Source organism: Ornithinibacillus bavariensis, assembly GCF_050433565.1.
GTDB classification, from domain to species: Bacteria; Bacillota; Bacilli; order Bacillales; family Amphibacillaceae; genus Ornithinibacillus; species Ornithinibacillus bavariensis.
In genome coordinates this window covers 23,716-47,886 of sequence record NZ_JBNPWZ010000005.1, presented here as the reverse complement: position 1 = coordinate 47,886, position 24,171 = coordinate 23,716, and the positions used below count along the sequence as shown (strand labels likewise).

General features: G+C 35.9%; 24 protein-coding genes and 2 riboswitches. Of the genes, 4 read left to right on the top strand and 20 right to left on the bottom strand.

Going from position 1 to position 24,171, the window contains the following annotated elements; all coding sequences use genetic code 11:
- Positions 1–213 precede the first annotated feature (213 nt).
- The 6 genes from HNR27_RS10315 to HNR27_RS10290 all read right to left on the bottom strand — a co-directional run bounded on the left by HNR27_RS10315 (position 214) and on the right by HNR27_RS10290 (position 4,991).
- Positions 214–486: a hypothetical protein gene (locus tag HNR27_RS10315; RefSeq protein WP_429339680.1), complete on the bottom strand. Its 273-nt coding sequence runs from the start codon at positions 484–486 to the stop codon at positions 214–216.
- Between the two features lie 54 nt (positions 487–540).
- On the bottom strand, positions 541–1,074 hold the full coding sequence (locus HNR27_RS10310; RefSeq protein ID WP_212922036.1) for a GNAT family N-acetyltransferase: 534 nt from the start codon (positions 1,072–1,074) through the stop codon (positions 541–543).
- A gap of 80 nt (positions 1,075–1,154) precedes the next feature.
- Positions 1,155–2,090: a hypothetical protein gene (locus HNR27_RS10305; RefSeq protein ID WP_429339679.1), complete on the bottom strand. Its 936-nt coding sequence runs from the start codon at positions 2,088–2,090 to the stop codon at positions 1,155–1,157.
- Positions 2,091–2,699: 609 nt separating this feature from the next.
- Positions 2,700–3,257, bottom strand: coding sequence for an elongation factor P (gene efp / locus HNR27_RS10300; RefSeq protein ID WP_429339678.1), 558 nt, complete (start codon positions 3,255–3,257; stop codon positions 2,700–2,702).
- Between the two features lie 28 nt (positions 3,258–3,285).
- Positions 3,286–4,347 carry a M24 family metallopeptidase gene (locus tag HNR27_RS10295; protein ID WP_212920978.1) on the bottom strand — a complete coding sequence of 354 codons (1,062 nt, stop codon included), beginning with the start codon at positions 4,345–4,347 and terminating at the stop codon, positions 3,286–3,288.
- 125 nt (positions 4,348–4,472) lie between these two features.
- Complete coding sequence (locus HNR27_RS10290) at positions 4,473–4,991, bottom strand: YqhR family membrane protein (protein WP_212920979.1); 519 nt, start codon at positions 4,989–4,991, stop codon at positions 4,473–4,475.
- Between the two features lie 196 nt (positions 4,992–5,187).
- On the opposite strand from HNR27_RS10290, the gene HNR27_RS10285 reads away from it, so the two are divergent.
- The gene (locus HNR27_RS10285) at positions 5,188–5,559 is read left to right on the top strand and encodes an SA1362 family protein (protein ID WP_429339677.1); all 372 of its coding nucleotides are present in this window, start codon (positions 5,188–5,190) and stop codon (positions 5,557–5,559) included.
- Between the two features lie 15 nt (positions 5,560–5,574).
- Here the strand turns inward: HNR27_RS10285 and HNR27_RS10280 are convergent, their stop codons facing one another.
- From HNR27_RS10280 to HNR27_RS10260, 5 genes are all read right to left on the bottom strand, one after another.
- A complete protein-coding gene (locus HNR27_RS10280) occupies positions 5,575–6,465 on the bottom strand; it encodes a patatin-like phospholipase family protein (RefSeq protein WP_212920981.1) in 891 nt (296 codons plus the stop codon).
- 74 nt (positions 6,466–6,539) lie between these two features.
- Positions 6,540–6,959, bottom strand: coding sequence for a transcriptional regulator MntR (gene mntR, locus HNR27_RS10275; RefSeq protein WP_212920982.1), 420 nt, complete (start codon positions 6,957–6,959; stop codon positions 6,540–6,542).
- Positions 6,960–7,049: 90 nt separating this feature from the next.
- Entirely contained in the window at positions 7,050–7,235 is a 186-nt protein-coding gene (locus HNR27_RS10270) for a hypothetical protein (RefSeq protein ID WP_212920983.1), read from the bottom strand.
- Positions 7,236–7,255: 20 nt separating this feature from the next.
- Positions 7,256–7,795, bottom strand: coding sequence for an AAA family ATPase (locus HNR27_RS10265; RefSeq protein WP_429339676.1), 540 nt, complete (start codon positions 7,793–7,795; stop codon positions 7,256–7,258).
- 393 nt (positions 7,796–8,188) lie between these two features.
- Complete coding sequence (locus HNR27_RS10260) at positions 8,189–10,747, bottom strand: vitamin B12-dependent ribonucleotide reductase (RefSeq protein WP_429339675.1); 2,559 nt, start codon at positions 10,745–10,747, stop codon at positions 8,189–8,191.
- 391 nt (positions 10,748–11,138) lie between these two features.
- On the opposite strand from HNR27_RS10260, the gene HNR27_RS10255 reads away from it, so the two are divergent.
- Entirely contained in the window at positions 11,139–11,510 is a 372-nt protein-coding gene (locus tag HNR27_RS10255) for a rhodanese-like domain-containing protein (protein WP_212920986.1), read from the top strand.
- Positions 11,511–11,597: 87 nt separating this feature from the next.
- Here the strand turns inward: HNR27_RS10255 and HNR27_RS10250 are convergent, their stop codons facing one another.
- From HNR27_RS10250 to gcvT, 9 genes are all read right to left on the bottom strand, one after another.
- Complete coding sequence (locus HNR27_RS10250) at positions 11,598–12,047, bottom strand: GNAT family N-acetyltransferase (protein ID WP_429339812.1); 450 nt, start codon at positions 12,045–12,047, stop codon at positions 11,598–11,600.
- Between the two features lie 142 nt (positions 12,048–12,189).
- Entirely contained in the window at positions 12,190–12,366 is a 177-nt protein-coding gene (locus HNR27_RS10245; RefSeq protein WP_429339674.1) for a hypothetical protein, read from the bottom strand.
- 13 nt (positions 12,367–12,379) lie between these two features.
- Positions 12,380–12,958 carry a VanZ family protein gene (locus HNR27_RS10240; protein WP_429339673.1) on the bottom strand — a complete coding sequence of 193 codons (579 nt, stop codon included), beginning with the start codon at positions 12,956–12,958 and terminating at the stop codon, positions 12,380–12,382.
- A gap of 661 nt (positions 12,959–13,619) precedes the next feature.
- Entirely contained in the window at positions 13,620–14,681 is a 1,062-nt protein-coding gene (locus HNR27_RS10235; protein WP_429339672.1) for a hypothetical protein, read from the bottom strand.
- Positions 14,682–14,766: 85 nt separating this feature from the next.
- Positions 14,767–16,122, bottom strand: coding sequence for a sensor histidine kinase (locus HNR27_RS10230; protein WP_212920989.1), 1,356 nt, complete (start codon positions 16,120–16,122; stop codon positions 14,767–14,769).
- On the bottom strand, positions 16,119–16,793 hold the full coding sequence (locus HNR27_RS10225) for a response regulator transcription factor (RefSeq protein ID WP_429339671.1): 675 nt from the start codon (positions 16,791–16,793) through the stop codon (positions 16,119–16,121). Before HNR27_RS10225 ends, HNR27_RS10230 begins: the two co-directional genes overlap by 4 nt.
- A gap of 502 nt (positions 16,794–17,295) precedes the next feature.
- Positions 17,296–18,756 carry an aminomethyl-transferring glycine dehydrogenase subunit GcvPB gene (gene gcvPB, locus HNR27_RS10220; RefSeq protein ID WP_429339670.1) on the bottom strand — a complete coding sequence of 487 codons (1,461 nt, stop codon included), beginning with the start codon at positions 18,754–18,756 and terminating at the stop codon, positions 17,296–17,298.
- The gene (gene gcvPA, locus HNR27_RS10215) at positions 18,749–20,098 is read right to left on the bottom strand and encodes an aminomethyl-transferring glycine dehydrogenase subunit GcvPA (RefSeq protein WP_429339669.1); all 1,350 of its coding nucleotides are present in this window, start codon (positions 20,096–20,098) and stop codon (positions 18,749–18,751) included. Before gcvPA ends, gcvPB begins: the two co-directional genes overlap by 8 nt.
- Before the next feature lie 18 nt (positions 20,099–20,116).
- On the bottom strand, positions 20,117–21,229 hold the full coding sequence (gene gcvT, locus HNR27_RS10210; protein ID WP_429339668.1) for a glycine cleavage system aminomethyltransferase GcvT: 1,113 nt from the start codon (positions 21,227–21,229) through the stop codon (positions 20,117–20,119).
- A gap of 100 nt (positions 21,230–21,329) precedes the next feature.
- Positions 21,330–21,418, bottom strand: a riboswitch (glycine riboswitch).
- Positions 21,419–21,420: 2 nt separating this feature from the next.
- Positions 21,421–21,522: riboswitch (glycine riboswitch) on the bottom strand.
- A 148-nt stretch (positions 21,523–21,670) separates the two neighbouring features.
- Between gcvT and HNR27_RS10205 the strand changes: the two genes are divergently transcribed.
- Both HNR27_RS10205 and HNR27_RS10200 read left to right on the top strand, forming a co-directional pair.
- A complete protein-coding gene (locus tag HNR27_RS10205; protein ID WP_429339667.1) occupies positions 21,671–23,338 on the top strand; it encodes a DEAD/DEAH box helicase in 1,668 nt (555 codons plus the stop codon).
- Complete coding sequence (locus HNR27_RS10200; protein WP_429339666.1) at positions 23,325–24,104, top strand: YqhG family protein; 780 nt, start codon at positions 23,325–23,327, stop codon at positions 24,102–24,104. Before HNR27_RS10205 ends, HNR27_RS10200 begins: the two co-directional genes overlap by 14 nt.
- Positions 24,105–24,171 lie beyond the last annotated feature (67 nt).

Here is a 24,171-nt window from a genome sequence, read left to right as displayed (position 1 = left end):
GAAAAATATCATTATTTAATTGTTCTAAAAGGATAGATTTATATGGGTCATCTACTCTACTCGCAAAACGAAATAAACTTAGTGCTTCTAGGAAATAAAATTGAGGTAATTCTGTCGTGGTGTGGATAGTACTCATGGAGCTCATCGCATTCTCTGTTACTTTTCTTAGAAAATCACTAGGAACTAACTCTCTGTATTCGTGTAAGTAACCTACTAATTCTGCACACGGATTATCTGTCCAAGTCTCGCTCTGTACTTTCGCTCGGCCATGCATGTATCCATGCCATTTGGAAAATCTACATCTCCTTCTCCCATATTCCTGAAACCACCGTTGTCTGCCTGGTATTGTGCTAATAAGCGAATGACATCATTGGGATGACCATTTTCAAAGTAAAATCGGTACAATTCTTGCTCTAAATCTCTACCATATTTCATAAGATAATGATGGGCCTTTTGAAAGCTATCTGCAGATAAGACAATACTCATAATTTAACTCCCTTGAATGAGTTATTTATAAAAATAATCCTTCTCTAAAATGACCTAATTACTAAGATAATCCTTTTTTAATATTCCCATGTTAACAATGTCGTGCCATTCGCCATTACGATATAAAGCTTGACGGCTTATCCCTTCCTCCACAAATCCTATTCCGGTATATAAGCGAATTGCTCTATTATTAAAGGAAAAGACTCTTAATGAAATTCGATGTAAATTTAACTCCAAGAATGCATAATCAAGTAATAAGGTTAGTGCTTCCTTCCCATATCCCATTCCCCAGTAATCTTTTTCTCCAATGTCTAAGATACATTCTGCATTTCTATTTTTATAGTCAATATTGATTAATGACGTAATACCGATAGTTTTTCCACTATCTATTTCCTCAACCATATAACTCTTCGCTGTCTTAGATTCTAGTATTACCATCTCAAAAAATCCCTTTGTTTCTTCCAATGAATACAAGTCCATATATGGATTAGTAGAATACATAACTTCAGTATCATTTCTCCAGGTGTGATATTGTTCTACATCGTTTAATTCAATTTTTCGCAATTTAATCCTATTTGATTGGAACATTTTTTCTCCTTGCTTTGTAATAAATTTTTATCATCTTTTAATACGAAACCCAATGTTTACTCTTTCTTTGTTGAAAGGTATTACTCCAAGTAACCAAATTCCATTAACTGCTTATAACGATTTACTGCCAAAATACCCGTCCATTGCATTTTAGCTACCTCAAATTCTGCTGGATAAGCTCCCCAGCTCCATGGAACATCCCATACTCCCTCATCAGTCATTTGATTTAGGTAGAGAGCTAGATTTTGTTCAATTAACGTTCCGAGCCTTTCACATAATGGATGAGATGGTGAATCTACAAAATCTAGTGGAAGAGGTTCATAACCAGAATTCCAGCTTGATACATCCTTATTGATGCATTCATAGGCGAGACTGAGTACCTTCTCAGAGATTGCATCATAGCTATGAGTAATTTTTCGCTCTAATTCTGACTTGAACGGCTCAATTATTTTTATAAATGCTTGATAATTATTTATTTCATGTCGATCCATTTCTGCTTGATTCATTAAATGTGAAACGGCTTTATCTATGGAATCCCAGCCAATTCTAAATGCTTCAGAGTTTTCATCAGACCAATTGATTAAAAATGCTGCCAGTTCAACTCCAGGATTAAATGCCCAATTTTCCTGAACTCCCTCACTCCAATGCCACCAAGGTGCATGTGGATATTGATTATTAGCTGGCATGACTGCATCCCACATACCAGTATCACGGTGAAAAGTACTTACTAAATAACCAACCATAGCCTCCACCATTGGATCCGTCTTCTCAGCACCTATCTCCATAAGTATTTGCCCAGCTGCCCAGGTTGCCATAGGAGAGGAAGTCGGTGCCCAAAAGTCTGGCTCTATTCCATGTCCAAAGCCACCATCTTCATTTTGATACCGTTGAAGAGAGTTCCTTACCTGTTCCTTATCACCGTCATAAAAGATTAGATTAAATCTTGCATTTTCTATTTCCCGACAATTTAATTGTAGAAATCGTTTTACATTCTCTAACTGAATTAACTTTTTCATAGAGTGACTCCTTCTATTCGATTTTAAATTTATTCTATCACAAAAAATTTAACAATAATGAAAAAATTCTTAAATTATATTTAGACTCTGCTACTTGTAGATAGGTATTGTTTAGAAATACTATAGCTATAATATTTCAATCCTTAGTTGAAATGATGTTTATCGGCTGTCTATTCATCATTTCGATTACATCCTTTACTTGAAATGACGTTTATAAGCTCTCTATTCATCATTTCGATTACATCCTTTTCTCGAAATGACGTCTAGGTACCCTCTATACTTCATTTCAATTACACTTTTTACTTGAAATGATGTTTAGCTACCCTCTATGCATCATTTCAATTACATCCTTTTCTCGAAATGATATTAAGCTACCCTCTACACTTCATTTCAATTACACCTATTACTCGAAATGACGTTTATCGAACCGCTTCCACCAATTTTAATAGTGCCTAAATCAGAGTGTCTCTTATTTTCACCGTAAATGGACAGGGATTCTCCATAATACACTTCGAGTACTCATTTAATTTCCTATCTTATTATTCAAAAAGAAAAAGACCATCAATTGTGTCCAACAATTGATGGTCTTTTAATGAATATAAGGTTAATTTATGCTCTTGAAACATATTTTCCATCAGAGGTGTTAATGATCAGTTTATCACCCTTGTTGATGAAGAAAGGAACTTGAACAACAAGACCTGTCTCTACTGTAGCTGGCTTAGAGCCACCACTAGCAGTGTCCCCTTTGATTCCTGGCTCTGTATCTACTACTTCAAGTTCAACATTATTTGGTAAATCAATTCCAATCATTTCACCATTATACTGAATGATGGATACTTCCATATTTTCTTTAATAAATTTCAATTCATGCTCAATTTGTGCGGATCTAAGCTCAATTTGCTCATAAGAATCTGTATCCATAAACGCATGGGAATCACCAGATGCATATAAATATTGCATTTTACGGTGCTCAACATGTGCTTTTTCTACTTTTTCACCTGCACGGAAGGTTTTTTCCTGAATATTTCCGTTACGAAGGTTGCGAAGCTTAGATCGAACGAATGCTGCACCTTTTCCTGGTTTAACGTGTTGGAAATCAACTACTTGCCATACATCGTTATCTATTTCTATTGTTAAACCTGTTTTAAAATCGTTTACTGAAATCATTGTTTTCCTCCTTAATTACAACAACCAATTATAGCTGAATAAGTTCTTTGTTACTAGTGGTTAATCGTTCATTACCAGTTTCTGTAATGACAATATCGTCTTCGATGCGGCAACCACCAACATTTGGGATATAAATACCAGGTTCCACAGTGACAACCATGCCCGGTTCTAATTTCAATTCACTACGGAATGATAGCCCTGGCCCCTCATGAACTTCAAGACCAATACCGTGACCTGTCGAATGGCCAAAATATTCACCATATCCCTGTTCCGTAATATAATCTCTGGTCAAAGCATCCGCTTCTATTCCCGACATTCCAGGTTTGATCCCATTGACACCCCGTAATTGTGCTTCTAAAACGGTATCATAGATTTTACGTAATTCATCACTAATTTCCCCAACCGCTACTGTACGAGTAATATCTGAAACATATCCATTATATAACGCACCATAATCTAGTGTCACTAATTCTCCTGCTTGGATTTCTTTCGTTGATGCAACCCCATGTGGCATCGCAGAACGGAATCCAGATGCGACAATTATATCAAAACTAGAAGATGTTGCTCCTTGTTTACGCATGAAAAATTCAAGTTCATTGGATACTTCAATTTCCTTTACACCAGGTTTAATGAATCCTTGGATATGCTCAAAAGCAGCATCAGCAATCTCAGCGGCTTTCTTTAATATGGTTAACTCATCTGGTGTTTTAATCAGACGAATTTTTTCTATTATTTCACTTGTAGGAACTAATTCTGCATCCAATAAATTATTATAACGATCATATGTAGCATAGGTTACTTGGTTTTTTTCGAAACCCAAGCGTTTCACCTTTAGACGAGTTAACTGTTCCTTCACTTCTTCTTCAATTAACTGCTTATGTTCAACGATAGTAAACCCTTTTGCTTGTTCCTGTGCTTGCTCAGTATAACGAAAATCGGTAATGAAGATAGCCTCTTCCAAGCTAACAAGTACAATCCCTGCAGTACCTGTAAAGCCGCTTACATATCTCCGGTTAATTGGACTGGTGATCATGAGAGCATCAAGATTTAATTCTTGAAGTGCTTTTCTTATCTTTACAAGTTTTTCCATTCCATTCATCCCTTTCTTTTTAAGATAAATTAAAAAATCGGATATAAAATCACTACATAACGACTTTTTAAGTTTACCATAAATAGACAAAATTGAATATTGTTTAGAGAGACGAATAATACGATTTAATTAGAAGCTTTTTTTTCATCCTTTTTAATTGCGGCGCTTATAACACTATCATGATAATCAAATGAAATGGAATAACCAATAAATGTGCCATACACGATATACAGACACACACTAGATACAATCGTTTTCCACTCCAATTCTGTTACATAAGGCACATTAGGAAATATTGGATGAAGAACACAAAACACAATCCCCCATAGAATAAGACCATATACAATCCCCATCCAGATAGAATTTATTTTTTTCAAGAGGCCATAATATACCAGGGCTACCCCGATCGAAAGTACTCCAATAATCAGGATAGTAACTAACTCGCCTAACCAGGTGTCGGTCCATCTGGCTGTAGTCCACGAACGAAGTACATAGGACTTAGCGGAGACTTCAATAAAATTAAATTTGTACATAAAAATTCCGATTAAACTTGCTAGAATTCCGCCAATAAAGCCGGTTAAGAGCGACCTACCTAGAAGAGTGGATGAATCCTCCTGCTGCGTATCGTGTTTTTTTTCTGCCATTGAAAACACCTCCAAGAATAGTATCACCCACCAAAGAAAATACTATCATAGAAAAAAGCACTAAATTTGATGAATTATCGTTGAATATTTTGGATGAATAGGGATAGAATTATACTAGATTAAAAAGTTCGTTTTCTATTTAAAATAATGAGATAAAATAGAATTACAACGTATAGCTTAAGAAAGGAAGTTTACAATGAGAAAGGGCAAAGCATCATTTATTATATATGGGCTTATCATACTAGCAGCAATCGGAATAGTTTGGAATCTAGTTACGAATCCAGCTGGTTTTCTCACCAATATTTTAATGATGGTAATTATGGGATTAGTCCTATTTGGCATTCTATATTATGTTGTATTTGGTAGAAGAGGATCCTCTTCTGAAGAAAAAAAATACAAACAGGCAGTTCGTCAATCGAAGTCGAAATATACACAAAATCGAAATACAGTGCAAACTTATCAAAATCAACAGCCTAGTACAATAAAGAAGAAAAACAAAAAACGCCCGAATCATTTACGAGTAATTGATGGGAATAAGGCAAAACGTAAGAAGCGAGCTTCCAATTAATGGAAGCTCGCTTCTTTACATGCTCCAGGTTTTTAAAAAACGTTCCGCTTCCAAACGACCACTGTTTATCAGCTTTATTTTTGTTTCTTCATTAATCATAAAGTTGGTTGTCTGGACGTTCTTTACCGGTATGAAAATAATGTTATTTTTCTCAGATTTTGCAACATATCTTGCATCATGGGCTTGTTTCATGGTTGCAAATAAGGCATGAAGCATGTCTAGTGCATTTTTAATCCTTTTTGGAGTACTTCGCTCTGGGCTATCACTTAGCTTTAGACCAATAATCGGTCTAGTTCGTTTATTCGTTTCACTATCAAAGACCCAAATTGGAAAATTACTTAGTAGACCACCATCGACCATAAGGCTTTTCTCTTTACCAATACCCTTTAGCTTCTTAGGCATAAAGAAATACGGAAAACCCGCACTCATTCTCACTGCCTTGGAAACAGGGAAATTATCTGGATTAATTCCGTATACTCGTTCTAAATCATCTGGAATAACGACTAGTTTTCCTAGGGTCAAATCACTTACAACAATTTTTAAATAGCCCTTTTTGATATCACCAAATGTATATATTTTCTTCTTAGCTAGTTGATAGTAAATCCATTGCTCAAACTTATCCCCTTTATTAATTCCCATCTGAAAATAGAGAAAGAACCATTTACTCGCTGGTATTATACGAGTAATTCGTGGAGAATCTAATAATGTTGTTAAGTCGAGTTCTTCTAGTAGTTTTTCTAGTTCATCTATTCTGTATCCTGCTGCAATGAATGCTGCAACAATCGCACCAGCAGAAGTACCAGCAACACGTTCGAATTCGAATTTATTCTCCGTAATCATCTCTAGTGCACCTAGAAAAGCAAAAGCTTTAACACCACCACCCGAGAAGACACCATCTATTTTCATCCAATATCCCCTTACAATTGTTTTTTATTATGTGTAAGCGAATTTGGATAAATTTAGAACGCTCAATGGTTGGTTTATTTTTCATTTTCCTTTTGCACTTTACGTAAATCTTCTATTCGCTGTTCATCTTCTTTGAAATATTTCACCAAATCGACTAAGCGGTCGATGGAGTTCCAGCTTAAATGGTGTTCAATTCCTTCTACATCATTATAGATATTCTCCTTGTCCACACCTATAATTGCTAGAAAGTCTTCTAATAATTCATGACGGAATACTAACTTCTCGCCAACTTTTTTGCCCTTCTCTGTAAGAATAAATCCCCGATATTTTTCATATAAAAGATACTCACCTTTATCTAACTTCTGAACCATCTTCGTTACCGATGATGGATGGACCTCTAATGTCTCAGCAATATCGGAAACCCTGGCATACCCCTTGGTTTCAATTAAGTTATAGATAATTTCAATATAATCTTCCATACTAGGTGTAGGCATTATGATCTCCTCGATTCAAGAATAATTTTTATCATAGGCAAAATTATTTCTAATTCGAGGATACAGGAAAAAACTATAGGAAACAAGTTATTAGCTAATATCAATATATCGCCACAAACCTCTTATCCCACAAAACAATAATCGAAATGGGAGGAGAATAATTTCTGGAGCCCAGAAAAGAATATCTGCTATCATTTCTCCAATGGTATACCGATCCCCCACGGATTTTCGGCGTCCTCTAGCTTTTTCTCTTTTTCTTTTCCACCAATCCTTCATTCCTCATCCCTCCGTTTAGTTTATATACATTCAGGGAATTGAATTTGTTCCATTATGTTGTTGACGATTTCTGTTATTTGTAGTTTGTCAGTTTTAATCTTATTTTCAAAGATTTCATCCTGGTATCCTTCCAGGCATTTATCAATTTGCTGGAAACACCAGTTTCCTTCCTCTTCCCCACGATTTAATAGCCTGTGATGAATCGTTTCCTTTTTCGCTGTAAGCAGAAAATGAATCGTATTTATATCTACTTCGCGAAATCCAGTTAAAATATAGTGTAAATAATCTTTTTTATAAATTGTCATTGGTACAATTAATGGCTTTTTATATTCATTTTTGATTGCTTTTGCAACGTCTACTACCAGTTGCTTCCAAAGGATTAAATCTTGAAAATCATCGGTTTTTTCATGCGGCTTCTTTATATCATCTGTGATGATATGTCGGAGCATATAACCCACTACTTCTGGATCATATATCATGCTGTTTTCGATATGTTTATGTAATTCATTGGCGACACTAGTTTTTCCAACTCCAAAAGCACCATTAATGAGAATGATCATGATTTATACCACCTATTCGTTATTGGTATTAATTTTAGCATAATACGGATATTCAAATAATTGTTAATGACGGTTTTAAAGATCATATTAATTCGATTTTAAATTTGAATTGATTTCTATTGGCTTGCTTTAATTCATTTCTGTTCTAATTTCTTTTTAAAATGAATTCAATAGTAGCTCTTAACATCATTTTATACTCTATTCAAAATGATATTTATAGAATACTACACTTACTTCAGCTCTTAATTCAATCCGTAATGAGGTTTATCGCAATTCTAAACACCTTTATAACTTAAGACTGGACCGTGTTTATCGTCAATACGTGTACTTTGAAGGTTGCATTAAAAATGGCTATTGAACTTATTAAAATTCAATAGCCTTCTTGTTAATATCTTATAGTCCACATTTCAATTGTGCTCCACAGCTTGTGCAAGTGTTACAGCCACCAATGTCTTCTACTTTACCTTCACGACAAACAGGGCAAGTGTCACCTACTTCAGAGCCAATCGTTACATCTGTTGATTTTAGTTCTTGGATTGTATCCATTAATACTACCTTTTTAGGCGTATCAGGTTCTTCAAATAGCTCTGTTTGCTCGAAGTTGTTTTCTTCTGCCTTTAGAGTTAGAACCTGAGTGTCACGGCTACCGTCTACATAGACAGTACCACCTTTAGCACCGCCGCGATACAATCTTCTGTATACACTCTCAACCTGATCCACAGTGTATCCCTTTGGAGCATTTACAGTTTTGGAAATAGAACTGTCTACCCAGCGTTGGATAACACATTGTGTATCTGCATGTGCTTCTGGTGATAATTCCATTGCAGTTACAAACCAATTTGGTAGGTTTTGTGAATCTGCTTCTGGATGTTGATCCAGATATTCTTGTACAATATCTGCTTTTACTTCAATAAATTTACCTAATCTTCCGCTTCTGAAGTAAGAGAAGGAGAAGTAAGGTTCAAGTCCAGTTGAAACTCCAACCATTGTACCAGTGGATCCAGTTGGTGCAACGGTTAGAAGATGGGAATTTCGAATTCCATATTTTAGAATATCTTCTCTAATGTCTTCTGGCATTTTTTCCATATATCCAGTATTAATAAATGCTTCACGAAGCTTCATTGTTTCTTCCTCAGTATCTCCCACCAAGAACGGGAAGCTTCCTTTTTCCTTCGCTAGCTCGATTGATTCCCGATAAGCTGTCGTAGCAATGGTTTCGAATATCTTATCTACTAGTTCATTTCCTTCTTTTGAGCCATACTCTGTTTCACAGTATATTAGTAAGTCATGTAATCCCATAACCCCAAGTCCTACACGACGTTCGCCAAGTGCTTGTTTTTTATTCTCTTCTAGGAAATACGGTGTCGCATCAATGACATTATCCTGCATTCTTACGCCCGTTTTTACTGTTTGTCTTAGCTTCTCGAAATTTACTGTCTTCGAATCTTTATTTGCCATAGCACCTAAGTTAACTGCTGCTAAATTACAGACAGAAAATGGTGCAAGTGGCTGCTCGCCACAAGGATTTGTCGCTACTACTTGCTGGCCATAGGCCTTTGCGTTCGTCATGTCGTTCGCGTTGTCAATAAAGAAAATTCCTGGTTCTGCAGAGTATGTTGCACAAATATTTATAAGATTCCATAACTCTTTTGCTTTTATTCGGCGGTATACACGTACACCGTAACCCATCGCTTCCCACTGACGTACGTCACCAACTTGATGCCAGTTCTCGTTATAAGCTTTCATTTCCTCTTCAGTATAATTTTCTACATCTGGGAATTTAAGCTCATACCACGTATCATTTTCTACGGCATCCATAAACTCCTTTGTGATACATACTGAAATATTAGCACCTGTTAAGAACTCCGGGTTATGAACAGCATACGTTCCGCCGGTTCTTAATTTCTCTTCTGCTTCTCGGATTACAGAGCTAGTAAATCCACCTTGTCCAGGAATGCTCTTATAATTCAACACTCCTTGATAAAGATCTGATTCTGTTTCAGTTAAAGGAGTAAATTTCAGTTTTTCTTGCGCTAGTTTCTTAATTTGTTCATCTTCAGTATTTTCAATTAGATAACGCAGAATTCTCGGATTTTGCATTTTAGAAATAATAAACTCTATGATATCGGGGTGAGAATCCACTAACATTATCATTTGAGCTCCACGTCTTGAACCACCTTGCTCTACAAGATGTGTCAGCTTCGCAATATCATCCAACCAAGAAACTGATCCAGATGATTTTCCATTTACTCCTCTTGCTAAAGCATTTCGTGGGCGTAGTGTTGAACCATTTGTTCCAACTCCTCCACCTCTACTCATAATTTCCATAACCTGTTTACGGTGTTCAGAAATCCCTTCACGAGAGTCTTTTACATATGGCATTACGTAGCAATTAAAATAGGTTACTTCTGTATCTGATCCTGCTCCATATAAAACTCTTCCTGCAGGGATAAAATTCAAATTAGATAATTCTTGATAATACTTTTCAGTCCATTCCTTACGTAAATCCTCTGTCTGTTCTACACCCGCTAAGCCAGTTGCATTTCTTTTAGCGATTTGCTCGTAGAAAACCTCTAGTGGCTTGTCAATGACATCTAACCCACGTTTTACAACGCCAGTCTCCGCTTCCTCGCCCTCTAGGACAGATACGTAGTCAGGTTCAACTTGTACAAAGGCCTCGTTATTCACCCGATCAATTGATTTAATAAAGCCAAGACCTCTTGCTGGGAATTTCGGATCCGCTTTGACAGTTAGAACAACAAAATCCCCTTCTTTTAATGTCTTTTTCTCCGTATCTTTAAATGAATAACGGTCTAACATAACTAGGCGTGATACACCCTTATGTAGTAGTTTCATGTCTTCTGTAATTGGATGTACTTGTGGAAAAAGTTTGATGTCTTCATTAAGCATATCCACATTAATGTTTGTTTTCGATTCGACAACCGTAGACATTTTATCGCTCCCTTTTACAAATTTCTTAATCTATTAAATTAGATTTTAATAAAAATACCATACCATATTTAAGGATTGGATTACAACATATTGTGTACCCGTTTTTTTAAAACCACAACATATGGAAAAATATGCACATTAGATTATTTTTGTCAACTTGCAATAATGAATAAAAAACAAAGAAAATAAAAGATTTATAGTGATAAGCTCATAAAAATCTACAAAAACGGATATTTTTTATTATTGCACTAGATTATTCATTATGATAGCAAACGAAATAATTCAAAATTCGACATTGGTTGGCTATTTCTGTCCAGAGAAAAACTTTGAAAAATAGATAGTTTCAGCCTATAATGAAATAGTATAAATGGAAAGTCGGAGGAATAGTTTAATGAAATATATTTTATTGGCACTCATTGTTGTAATCATCATCTCAGTATTTCGTTATTTTAGACAACGCAACTATCTTAAAACCTTAACAGAAGACCAATTCCGTGAAGGCTACCGAAAAGCACAATTAATTGATGTAAGAGAACCGCAGGAATTTAAGAACGGCCATATTCTTGGTGCTAGAAATATTCCTGTTACACAATTAAAGCAACGCTTAGTAGAAATCCGTCCTGATAAGCCAGTATATTTATATTGTGCTAGTGGTGCACGTTCCCAACGTGCTGCACAAATTCTACACAAAAAAGGATACAAGGATTTAAACCAGTTAAAAGGTGGATTTAAAAAGTGGACTGGTAAGGTCAAACAAGGATAATAAACTAGCTATTTCACTTCTTAAATTAAAAAAACAGAGGAACACTCCAGATAGGACGTGTTCCTCTGTTTTATTCGTTTTCATTATTCATTCTACATCTAATTCTAACCACTCATCGGATTCCTTAAAACCAAACTTTTTATAGACTGGTCTCCCTAATTTCGATGCTCCAAGCCACAGCTTGGAAACACCAAATTCTTTCGCTTCGTCAACTAACTTATTTAGTATACTTGTTGCTATCCCCTGTCCACGATAGTCCTCTTTTGTGAACATATTGGTAATATATCCTTTTTTCCCGGTCTTGTTTGTATATGTAGGTGGGAAATCATAAAAGACGATTGCACCACAAGCGATAATCTCCCGTCCATCCTCAACCAGAATCTGAATTAAAGTATCCTCATTTAGCTTCTCTTCAAAGAAACTATATAGTTCTGTATCTATGTCAATATTAGGATCAATTCCCTCATCTAGTAATTGTTTCTTTCTTAGTTCTATCAATTGACTAATATCATCTACGTTTGCTTTTCGATAGTTCAACATGTGAGTAGCTCCTCTAGTTGTTTAACTTATAATCTCTTACTCCGGAACATTTTATATGTATCTGGCAGTTAAGCATATCATTTTTGGTATGGATTGTATCCATAATTATTTTCATTAATACGGAATAACTATAATTAGTCTACTTCTTATTATTTTTTATTAACTCCTCCCTTATTTTCTTAATTTCTTCCGTCTGGTCAATAAGATTTTTATTAACCCTCCTTATCGCGTCGTAAGTTGCAAATAAACCAGCGAAAATCAGTACTAAAAATAATAATTCCATTCTTCTCCCGCTTTCTCTACTAACTGATTTCACACAATTAACTTCTTTAACTGGCCTCTCTTTTACCCTGCCAATAATGATTAGATTCAAAAAATCTCGTTACTAACATTATAGTTAAAAACCCTGCTGAACCTCCTAAAGTATTTAAAAGAAGATCATCAATATTAAATGTTCTTCCTCCAACAAATCCTAAATATGCCAATACTACTTGATAAATTTCTATTATAAGACTTGAAAGAAATACTGTTAATATAGCGATTAAACTTCTTTTCACTCTGAATAATACGGATATGTATACCCCTAAAGGAAACAGCATGATCAAATTATAAAATGATAACTTTACAGAATGCCAAAAGAACCAGTCAAACCCCTTATTTTGGTAAATGCTTATCCAATCCCGAATAAAATAAAAAGGTACTAATTGAAATTGCGGTATAAATTCTTTCTGAGGAGGTATGTATATTCCGCCAGTTGTCAGTTGAATGACATTAAGTATATAAAATACAAAACTATAAATAATTACCCTCTTTAAGAGGTTGCTAGTTCTATTACGTATGAAATCAATGATGATATACAAGATTAAAAATACTAATCCTATTTCTACTACGTCAAATATTAACAACAATTTAGAACTTCCTTCCCTAATCTCTTCCATGTTATAAATGATCTATAGGGGTACACCCTTATGCCTATAAACCTCAATCACCTTTCACGTTTCCTAATTTCCCCGATAGTATTTAACATCAAATATACAAAAATTAATGATAACAGATAAGCAATTATAGGTTCTATTGTCTTCCCATATAGAATTGAATGAAAAAAAAGCAATGTTGAGAAACCAAAAAGAATGATTAAGTAAAAGTAAAATACTGATAAAGGAACTAAATTTTATCCCCCCTCACTCCCAGATTAAAAATTTCTAGCATGAATAGTTCTACTTTTGAACCTATACTGTTATCGAAACTCCTAGTCACCTCAATACTAACATAATATTCAAAAAATACGCATAAGAATTTCAATAGAAAAACGATTAAAATAAACTGGACCCAAATATTACTTATAAGTTCAGTTATGATAATCGTTTTGTTGATCTTTTTATATATGTTATTAAAGTATGCTTAAACACATTTAGCTGGTGTGATATACATCACATCTATGGCGAGATATAGATGGATATTAGGTTTCTTCCTATACATAGAGATATTTCAACCTAATTGAATCGCTCGATCAATCTAATATTCACATCATATATTTTGTAAAGTCAAGATAACTACTCTTATAATTGTTCAAATATATTCATCTTGCTTACAATATCGACATCTACTTCTTCTACGATAATAATAGGAAATTGCCGCTAGCCCTAAAGCTAGCCCCCATGGAAGCCATGTCAACATTGGTCCAATCGTACCTCCGATTTCACTGATGACAATTCCCTCAGCATGGACCATCTGTAATGATACCGCTAAAAATCCCACGGTAAAAATAAAGCCTGCAGAAGTTAATACGATTGCTACTATTGACGCAGGGATCACTGCGAAAAGAATTGGCACTTTTTTTCCCCCTAAGAGAGGTACCCACTTTGGAATAAATTCTCCCCATTTTTGAATTAACCCAAGTGTTAAAAGCCCTCCAACTATACATAATCCACCAAAAACCCATTCTGTTAAAGTAGCGCTCGGATTTATCCGTACACTTTCTTCTAAAAACTTATCGTCCACACCAAGTGGTATACCAAGTGCCCAAGCAAATCTTGTAATTGCATATGGCAATGGCGCAACTACCGCGGTAATTGTTATCCATTTTCCCCATCTTACTAATACAAAAACGTTACCATTTTCTTTTCTACCACATCCTAGGCAAGCATTACGTACTTTTCGTTGATACGAAATAACAGTAAATATCCAGAGCAATGCACCAATAATACAGATAACTTGATTCACCATCTGCCAAGTAAATGCAAACTTAAACAAAAAGGCGTAAGCAATCGCTGCAATTAATCTGAAATCAGGGATAAAAAGAAGTAAAAAAATAGCAATGCTCCATGAAAACAGAATGATAAGCCAAGACGGTAGGACTCTCCCCCACTGAAAATGCATAGCTAAACTAAAAAACACCCCTAGAATACAAATCAGACAAATAACGCTTGATCCTACTTGAGAAGGTAGGTATGTGATTAATGCCGAAAAGATACCTGTACCGGTTTCCTGTATAAAAGGATAGCCCGCCCCTCCTTGTAACCAATAAAAATTCATAATCCCATAGATGACAGACCAAATTAATGCTGCATATCCAAGCAAGGAATGCCACCTTACCTGATTAACCTCTTTTTTATTTACACCCATCTCCATTTAACTCAATCCTTTCTATATGTTCTTTATAGAAAGGATATATCAGTAAGATGTTCATTAAGGTGACCTGAAGTTAAAGTTTTGTTTAAATTTTCTTACCGAAGCTTATGCAAGTTCCCGTAGAAGAAGTCGATATGTCCCATTCTAAACACATCTCCTTCATCATCAGTGTAACAATTGAAAGCCCTATTCCAACTCCTTTATTTTCTGATTCATGTTCAAACCCTTTTCCCCTATCCTCTATCACGATGAATGTTGATCCATAACGTTCAACCGTTTTAATCCCAATATATCGACCCAATCTGGCATGTCGAACGATATTTTGTATTAAATTATCCAAAATACTTTTTAACCAAATAGGATCTACATTCCAGCGTAACGATTTGTCAGGTAAATCAATAGCTATTTCAAACTGATATTTTTCCAATATCGGATACCATTCAGCAATAACTTTACGGATTTCGTCTAATATATCTATCTCTATTATATTCATTGGATGTTTGCCAGCCGAAAGCAGTGTGTAAGATAGTAGATTATTGATCATGTTATCCATATCCTCTAATTTATTTTCAACAATTTGAAGTGAAGCTATTTCCTTAGAGGTATCAGAAGCATTTTTTACAGAATATACATGCTGCCTGATAACGGTCAGAGGTGTCCTTAAATCATGCGATATATTAGCAATTAGCTGCTTTCGCATATTTTCTTCCTTTTGCTCATTCGCTCTACTTTTATTTAACTGGTTGACCATATCGTTAAATGCACTTTCCAATCTACCAATCTCATCCATCCTTTTAATATCTACTTGATCTGGGACTCCATTATTCCCTGGTACGGACATTGTCATCTGAAGCTGGACAAGTCGCTTTCGTATTTTGTAGAAAAATAACCAAGAGATTACAATAAAAAATCCGATAACACATAGGAAAAGTGCTATAAATATATAATCTTTAGACAAACTGCCAATATCTGTTTTCGAAAGTGGCAATTGAAAAACGATTACTCCCTGGTTTGAATCATTTCCAATTAAAGCCGTAGTCGTATACATCTCTTGAGGTTCTCTATTATTTAAATAGGTGTCCACAAAAAATTTTCTTTCCTCCATAAATTTAAGTGAATCAGCAAATGTCCATTTATCTGGAATATTTTCTGGTCGATCATCTATAAATCTTGTCTCGCCGTTAACAGTTATCCAAAAAATTCCCGCTTCAGGGTAATTATTTTTTATTGATTGAAGTCGGTGTTCAATAGCTTCTACACCTTGACCATCTAACTCGACAGCAGTATTTTGCCAAAGTGTTTCCAATTCCTGTGTAGCATATAGCTTATGATTAAATAGAATAGTGTAGGAATAGTAAACCGCAGGAATTAGTGGAAAAAGTGCTAGAGCGAATAAAATAAGTAACAAATATCGAGACATTAATGATTGTAAAATCTTCATGATTTCATCCTATATCCAATGCCACGAATTGTTTCAATTATTTCCGGTCGACTTGTATCAATCTCAATTTTTTCACGTAGGTGGCGAATGTGAACCATTAACGTTTTATCTCCATCTATGTATGCGTCTTTCCAAACAGCTTCGTATATTTGTTTTTTCGTTAAAATTTGATTCAAATGATCTAACAAATACATAAATATATGAAATTGTTTACCTGTTAACACGATATCTTCTTTGGTTATTGTATTCACGATGCGATTTATCTTCTGGTCAATTCGTAAATGCTTTATCTCCAAGACAGCCGATTCAACAACTCCAAATCGTCTTACTAGAACTTGAATCCGAGCAATTAACTCATCTGGATGATACGGTTTTGTCATATAATCATCCGCGAAAGAGAGACCCTGCAACTTATCTTCCATTGATGTTCTAGCTGACAGCATCATAATCGGTATATTCGGGTACCGCTGCTTCAAACGCTGACCAACTGTATATCCATCTAAACCCGGTAACATAATATCTAGAATAACAAGGTCAACCTTTTCCATATACTCGATAGCTTTTTCCCCTGAGGTAATCCAAATGACTTCATATCCAGACTCTATTAAAAAACTACTCACCCATGATCCGATTTCTTGATCGTCCTCTATATGTAATATTGTTGTCTTCATAACCTAAACATGTACCTCCCACAAATACCTCTCTCTATAGACTGCTTAAGATACCATACACAATCCCAACAACTTTCATCTCTTTCCACTTTAATACTAACATAATATTCAAAATACACTATTAGACTTATATAATAATAAGCGACCATCCAATAATCGCTACACTCAACTCTTGTATGAATGAAATATTCAACGATATAAAATTAGATAATCCGTCCTTTTCTTCCTCTTAATCCAACATTGGTTATTACTTTATATTTCCAGTTACAGCTTTTTTTATTGGAATGTTGGATACCGTATAACTATCAAACTTTCCAATACTTCGCTCTATACTTCAACTCATTAAACCTTATGCTTGATTATTTATACAGCTATGATAGTTACAAGACTATCTAACCACTACGAAAATCACTATTACCGTAATGAAAAAGGCTTTGCCACTCTGTGACAAAGCCCTTATAAATTAAACCACCAAAACTTTCCTACCTATACATTTGAAATACTATGCTTTGTAATAACGTAAAATCGGTTTTCTTGCTGCAGTTGTCTCATCCATACGTTTCACAATCGTATTATGTGGAGCTTCTTGTACAATTTCTGGATTATTTTCCGCTTCAACAGCAATAATCAATAAGGTGTTAATAAACCCATCCAAGGTTTCCTTAGACTCCGTTTCGGTCGGCTCTATCATCATCGCCTCTTCCACATTTAATGGAAAGTAAACAGTAGGTGGATGATAACCGAAGTCAAGAAGACGCTTTGCAATGTCAAGTGTACGTACCCCTAGTTTCTTCTGTCTCTTACCAGATAAAACAAATTCATGCTTACAATGCTGGTTATATGGTAGATCATATACCTTTTCAAGCTTACGCATCATATAGTTTGCATTTAGAACAGCATACTCACTAACCTTCTTCAGCCCTTCCGCTCCCATTGTGCGAATATATGTGTAGGCACGAAGGTTAATACCGAAGTTCCCGTAGAATGGTTTTACACGACCAATCGATTGTGGGCGATCATATTCTAATGTATAGAAGTCATCTTTTTTCACTACTAATGGTTTTGGTAGGAATGGCTCTAGCTCTGCAGAAACTCCAACAGGACCAGAACCAGGACCACCACCTCCGTGTGGACCAGTGAATGTCTTATGAAGGTTAAGATGTACCACATCAAATCCCATGTCCCCAGGACGAGCATAGCCCATAATCGCATTCAAATTAGCACCATCATAATATAACTTACCACCAACACCGTGAACAATCTCAGCCATTTCAAGAATTTCTGTTTCAAATAGTCCAAGCGTATTTGGGTTGGTTAGCATGAGTGCTGCAGTATCATCACCGACTACACGTTTTAAGTCTTCTAAATCTACTAAGCCTTTTTCATTTGTTTTAACAGTTACCGATTCAAATCCAGCTACAGATGCGGAGGCTGGGTTTGTACCGTGCGCAGAGTCTGGAACGATTACCTTCGTACGATGAAAATCACCATTTGCCTCATGAAAGGCACGTATCATCATTAATCCAGTCCACTCACCATGAGCACCTGCTGCAGATTGAAGCGATACTCCAGCCATACCAGTGATTTCTTGTAATGCTTGCTGGAGATCATACATCATTTCAAGCGCACCTTGAACGGTTTTCGGATCTTGATATGGATGGATATGTGTAAACCCTTCTAGACGTGCAACATCTTCATTAATTTTTGGATTGTATTTCATCGTACATGATCCTAATGGATAAAACCCTGAGTCTACTCCATAGTTTCTATTCGAAAGCCCTGTATAATGACGCATGATTTCTAATTCACTAACCTCTGGAAGTTCAGGTGCTTCTTGTCTCATATAGGTAGCTGTTAATTCTGCTTCCAAATCCACTTCAGGAACATCTAAATCTGGCAAGCTATAGCTTACACGACCCTCTTTACTACGTTCAAAAATTAATGGAAAATCTTGATTAGTCATGGATATCCCCCAATTCTTTTACAAAAGCATCGATTTCCTCTTTTGTACGAATTTCTGTTACCGCTACTAGCATATGACCTTCTAACTCTGGATAATATGCTGCTAGATCATAGCCACCAATTATACCTTTTTCCAATAATTTATCATTCGCCACTTTCACAGGTACTGGAAGCTTCACGACAAATTCATTAAAAAACGAACCATCTTGAACTACTTCAAATCCAGCATCTTCTAACTGTTTCTTTGCGTAACGTGCCTTATGCATGTTTAGCTCTGCCATTTTCTTTAATCCGTTCTTACCGATAGAACTCATTGCAACAGCACTTGCTAGTGCATTTAATGCTTGGTTTGAGCAGATATTAGAGGTTGCTTTATCGCGACGAATATGCTGTTCTCTAGCCTGTAGTGTTAATACATAACCACGAACACCATTTTCATCAACGGTTTGACCTACTAACCGGCCAGGTATCTTGCGCATTAATTTTTCAGTTGTTGCAAAATATCCACAGTGTGGACCACCAAATTGAGCGGGGATACCGAATACTTGTGTATCTCCGACAACAATGTCAGCTCCAAACGCACCAGGAGGTGTTAATACTCCTAATGACAATGGATTACTAGAAACGATAAACATTGTCTTTGGCTGATTATCTAATAGCTCACGAATCTTTGCTAATGGCTCAAGTTGACCAAAGAAGTTCGGATATTGGATGACAACACTAGCAGTGGTATCATCTAATTCATGAGCTAATTGCTCTAAGTCTGTAAGTCCATTGACATGATCAATATAAACGATATCCAAATTTGGACCTTTACCATATGTTTCAATTACTGCACGATATTCTGGATGTACTGCCTTTGAAACAATTACCTTTTTCCTTCTTGTCTGACCCGCGCTAAGATTTACCGCCTCAGCTAAAGACGTTCCTCCATCGTACATCGAAGAGTTTGCAACCGGCATTCCAGTTAATTCTGAAATCATTGTTTGAAATTCAAAAATTGCCTGTAATTCACCTTGTGAGATTTCTGGCTGATATGGTGTGTAGGCAGTATAGAATTCTGATCTCGAAATAACATGGTCTACTACTGACGGAATAAAGTGATCATAAACCCCTGCCCCTAGGAACGACGTGTATTCTTTCAAATTGTAGTTTTTCTTCGCCATTTGAGCTAATTCTTTTTTTAATTCAAATTCATTTTTTGGTTCTTTCAAATTTAGTGGTCGTTTAAGACGAACTTTTTCAGGAATGTCTGAGAAAAGCTCGTCTGTTTCTTGAATTCCAATGGAATCTAGCATTTCTTTTTTATCTGTTTCAGTCATTGGTAAATAACGAAAATCCATACTATTTCCCTCCCCTGGTTAATTTTGCTTTAAAAATGTTCTCGGAATAATCATTGCCCGCAGGCGCCGTTTTCTTACTTGGATTTCAAGCTCTGTTCCCTCTACTGCATATTCCGACTTAATAAGAGCTAAGCCGATATTTTTTTGTAAGGTTGGCGATTGTGTACCAGTTGTCACAACACCGATTTCTTCCTCTCCCTGGAAAACCTCATAACCGTGTCGTGGAATTCCCTTATCTATCATTTCAATCCCAACTATTTTACGACTTGTTCCATTCTCAACTTGCGCTTTTAATACTTCTTTTCCAATAAAATCAGCTTCTTTATTCACTTTTACGGCAAATTTCAGACCTGCCTCAATTGGTGTGATAGATTCAGATAGCTCTTGACCATAAAGCGGTAAATTAGCCTCAAATCGTAGAGTGTCACGTGCTCCAAGGCCGACTGGTAAAAGACCTTTGTCCTTCCCTGCATCCAGAATGAGGTTCCATAGCTTAGGACCCTCTTCTTTCGCGATATAAATTTCAAAGCCATCTTCACCTGTGTAACCAGTTCTAGACACTAGTGCAGGTTTATCTATACCCGTGAAATAGACCTCTTGATCAAAACGGAAAAACTTAATCTCCGTTACATTTGTATCTGTAATCGCTTGCAAGATTTCTTCTGATCTTGGCCCTTGTAATGCTAATTGTGCGTAATCGGATGAAACATTTGTAATCATTACTTCTTCCTCAGTAAAATGATTATTTTTTTGCATCCATTCGAAATCTTTTGTCGTATTAGCAGCATTTACAACTACTAAATAATCATTTTCAGCCATCATATAGATTAGAAAATCATCCACTGTTCCACCATCTTCATAGCACATAAATGAATATTGCGCTTTATTCGGAACAAGTGTTGAAACATCATTGGTAGAAACATATTGAAGAAAGTCGAGACTCTTTGGACCTGTTACCCTTATCTCTCCCATATGGGAAACATCAAATAACCCCGCCCGATTTCTTGTTGCCTCATGTTCTTCCTTAATACTTGAAAATTGCACTGGTAAATCCCATCCACCAAAATCAATGGTCTTTGCCCCAAGCTTTTCATATTCGGGATAGATTGGGGTCCTTTTTAGCTCACTCACAATTTCCACTCCCTTTGTAATTTTCTAATAATATCACATAAAAATAGAGGCAGTAATGTAGGGGTAAGCCTGAAAATAAGGCATTGCCCCTACATTACTGCCTCTGTCCTGTAACCAGAAAGTTTAGCATCTCCTTAAAAAATGCGTGCTTCGTGGGTGGTTTATCCATTGACAAACACTCTCCAGAGGTGCGTCCTACAAGGGTTCTTTTGCCTGAGAGATTCGCTAATAAGCTTGCTCCTTCGGCGTTACTTATCGAATGCACGAAAAGTAATCTCTCCCCCTGTATTCATTCGCTTTTTATGAAATTAAATCAATATGGTTATACTATGTATCAAAACTCTTTTATTTCTTCTATTTCAGATTCATTATACCACACAGCTATTAAAATGTATCTTTATTATTTACCATTTTAGAAACTATTGATAAAGGAAGTTTGCGATGCAACAAATAGATATGGAACATGATGTAAGTTTTATTGGAGCATTAGAAGAAAAACTAGAGCAAGATGGTCCATTCTCGCCCTGGAGTTTATTTAAGATGGCCTATGATGCGGAACTAACGACTGTTACGAAGGAATTTACTGGCTTACGAGCATTAGAGTTTCTTCCACATATGGAATTTTTACCACATCAAATTGATACTGCTAAACAAGTGATCGAAGAGATGCATGGCCGTGCCATTCTAGCCGATGAGGTTGGACTTGGGAAGACCATTGAAGCAGGACTAATATTGAAGGAATATATGATTCGTGGCCTTGTTAATAAAGTACTAATTATTGTTCCTGCATCCTTAGTAAATCAATGGGTAAAAGAATTAAATGAAAAGTTCTATATACCTGCAGCTGCTTATCGTAAGAATTATTCTTGGGATCAGTATGATATTCTCGTGACCTCCATCGATACGGCAAAACGCTCCCCACATCGGGAGGCTATTTTAGATATTCACTATGATTTTATTTTAATAGATGAAGCACATAAAATTAAAAATCACAATACAAAAAACTATGCGTTTGTTCGTGCACTAAAAAAGAAATATTGCTTATTACTAACTGCAACACCTGTTCAAAATCAATTAATAGAAATCTTTAATCTCGTATCCATTTTAAAGCCGGGACACTTAGGCAATTACGAATCCTTTCTTGAGCAATATGGTCGTGATCGTAAGCGCATCAACCAGGATGTCTACTTAAAACAACTAGTTCAAAAGGTCATGGTTCGAAATACAAGAAAGGAAACCTCATTGGATCAGGCGAAACGTCATATTGAAACCGTTTGGCTTGATTTCACACCGGAAGAGTACGAGGTTTATAACGAGCTAGACAGGAGCTTTCAGCCATTTGCTAGCTTCTCGAAAATTACCTTTCTACGTGAGCTGTGTTCATCCAGGGAAGCTTGTTATCTTTCCCTACAAAAATTTATTAATGATGAAGAAAATCAAGGTCGCGAAATTCTACAGCCAATCGTTGAGAAGATTGGACAACTACCACATCATGCAAAAGCACAGAAGGTTGTAGAATTAATGAAAGAAATTGGTGATGAGAAGGTCATTATTTTTACCGAGTATCGCGCTTCTCAGCTCTATCTTCAATGGTATTTACAGCAGCATGGAATCACTTCTGTTCCTTTTCGTGGGGGATTTAAGCGTGGAAAAAAGGATTGGATGAAGCAATTATTTAAGGATAAGGCACAGGTGTTGATAGCGACAGAAGCTGGTGGTGAAGGTATTAATCTTCAGTTCTGTAATTATATGATAAATTATGATTTACCCTGGAATCCGATGCGACTTGAACAACGAATTGGTAGAATACATCGTTATGGTCAAGAAAAAGATGTCCATATTTATAATTTTGCCATACGTAATACACTTGAAGAGCATATTATGAAGCTGTTATATGAAAAAATAGTTCTCTTCGAAAAGGTTATTGGGCATTTGGACGATATTCTTGCTGAATTAAATATTGATAGCTTTGAAAACGAGGTAAAATCCATTATGAATGGATCATCTTCTACCGGGGAAATCAAAATAAAATTAGACAATTTAGCTGCGGTTATACAGAGCACACAAGAGAAATCGATGCAAGAGGAGAGAAACTATGGCAATATCTAACCTTAACACTTTTTTACAGGAATATTTTTCTGCTCACCACTGTGAAATCTTATCCAATCACGATGGTATCTTGCAAATTCAATTAAATGAAAAAATGGACCGCGCCCTAATGAATCGCCCTTTCTATTGGCATTATACTAAAAAAATGGGGAGAGATGGTGATCCAATGCAACTTACGTTAATCACCAATCAGGAGCAAACCGATGTAAAAGGAGAACGGATTCATTTTGGTAGTCCAAGGCTTCAGCAAATCCTAAGACACCTCCGTGATAACGAACGATTTACAAGACTATTCCAGGTAGTAAATACCAACAATAACACTGCGCTACACCCATGGTTAGTTGTTAATATGAAATTAAGCTATATCGGAAAACATAATAAAGATGAAGTTTTTTCCATCGGACTAAATTTAATTAATGGCATGATGAAAATAGACATGATGGAATTTTTACAGCAACAAGATTTTCAAATGCAGATCTCTGACTATTGCTATACCATCACGCCACTAATTAAACCAATTAGTGGCTATAAACGGATTCTAACAGTAATCAACCAGTATATTAACGACCAAGATCATAAATGGGCAAAGGATTCCTTAGAAGCGCTCCAAAACGAAATAGAGCTGCTGAAGCATTTTTACGAAGACAGTTCAGAGGAAGAACGCGAACAAATGGATAAAGAACTAGCGGATTTAAAGGAACGATATCACCCTAAGATTAGGGTTTCGGTTATAAATGGTGGGATTTTTTATATGGAGCAGAAGTAGTTGGGTAAACCATTAACATACATTTTCATTTAAGAATGACTAACATGATAAATGGTCTGACTCTATA

Excerpts from the sequence above, each read along its gene's own strand:
- HNR27_RS10315 (WP_429339680.1), bottom strand. The coding sequence starts at position 486 with ATGAGTATTGTCTTATCTGCAGATAGCTTTCAAAAGGCCCATCATTAT.
- HNR27_RS10310 (WP_212922036.1), bottom strand. The coding sequence starts at position 1,074 with ATGTTCCAATCAAATAGGATTAAATTGCGAAAAATTGAATTAAACGAT.
- HNR27_RS10305 (WP_429339679.1), bottom strand. The coding sequence starts at position 2,090 with ATGAAAAAGTTAATTCAGTTAGAGAATGTAAAACGATTTCTACAATTA.
- efp (WP_429339678.1), bottom strand. The coding sequence starts at position 3,257 with ATGATTTCAGTAAACGATTTTAAAACAGGTTTAACAATAGAAATAGAT.
- HNR27_RS10295 (WP_212920978.1), bottom strand. The coding sequence starts at position 4,347 with ATGGAAAAACTTGTAAAGATAAGAAAAGCACTTCAAGAATTAAATCTT.
- HNR27_RS10290 (WP_212920979.1), bottom strand. The coding sequence starts at position 4,991 with ATGGCAGAAAAAAAACACGATACGCAGCAGGAGGATTCATCCACTCTT.
- HNR27_RS10285 (WP_429339677.1), top strand. The coding sequence starts at position 5,188 with ATGAGAAAGGGCAAAGCATCATTTATTATATATGGGCTTATCATACTA.
- HNR27_RS10280 (WP_212920981.1), bottom strand. The coding sequence starts at position 6,465 with ATGAAAATAGATGGTGTCTTCTCGGGTGGTGGTGTTAAAGCTTTTGCT.
- mntR (WP_212920982.1), bottom strand. The coding sequence starts at position 6,959 with ATGCCTACACCTAGTATGGAAGATTATATTGAAATTATCTATAACTTA.
- HNR27_RS10270 (WP_212920983.1), bottom strand. The coding sequence starts at position 7,235 with ATGAAGGATTGGTGGAAAAGAAAAAGAGAAAAAGCTAGAGGACGCCGA.
- HNR27_RS10265 (WP_429339676.1), bottom strand. The coding sequence starts at position 7,795 with ATGATCATTCTCATTAATGGTGCTTTTGGAGTTGGAAAAACTAGTGTC.
- HNR27_RS10260 (WP_429339675.1), bottom strand. The coding sequence starts at position 10,747 with ATGTCTACGGTTGTCGAATCGAAAACAAACATTAATGTGGATATGCTT.
- HNR27_RS10255 (WP_212920986.1), top strand. The coding sequence starts at position 11,139 with ATGAAATATATTTTATTGGCACTCATTGTTGTAATCATCATCTCAGTA.
- HNR27_RS10235 (WP_429339672.1), bottom strand. The coding sequence starts at position 14,681 with ATGGAGATGGGTGTAAATAAAAAAGAGGTTAATCAGGTAAGGTGGCAT.
- HNR27_RS10230 (WP_212920989.1), bottom strand. The coding sequence starts at position 16,122 with ATGAAGATTTTACAATCATTAATGTCTCGATATTTGTTACTTATTTTA.
- HNR27_RS10225 (WP_429339671.1), bottom strand. The coding sequence starts at position 16,793 with ATGAAGACAACAATATTACATATAGAGGACGATCAAGAAATCGGATCA.
- gcvPB (WP_429339670.1), bottom strand. The coding sequence starts at position 18,756 with ATGACTAATCAAGATTTTCCATTAATTTTTGAACGTAGTAAAGAGGGT.
- gcvPA (WP_429339669.1), bottom strand. The coding sequence starts at position 20,098 with ATGGATTTTCGTTATTTACCAATGACTGAAACAGATAAAAAAGAAATG.
- HNR27_RS10205 (WP_429339667.1), top strand. The coding sequence starts at position 21,671 with ATGCAACAAATAGATATGGAACATGATGTAAGTTTTATTGGAGCATTA.
- HNR27_RS10200 (WP_429339666.1), top strand. The coding sequence starts at position 23,325 with ATGGCAATATCTAACCTTAACACTTTTTTACAGGAATATTTTTCTGCT.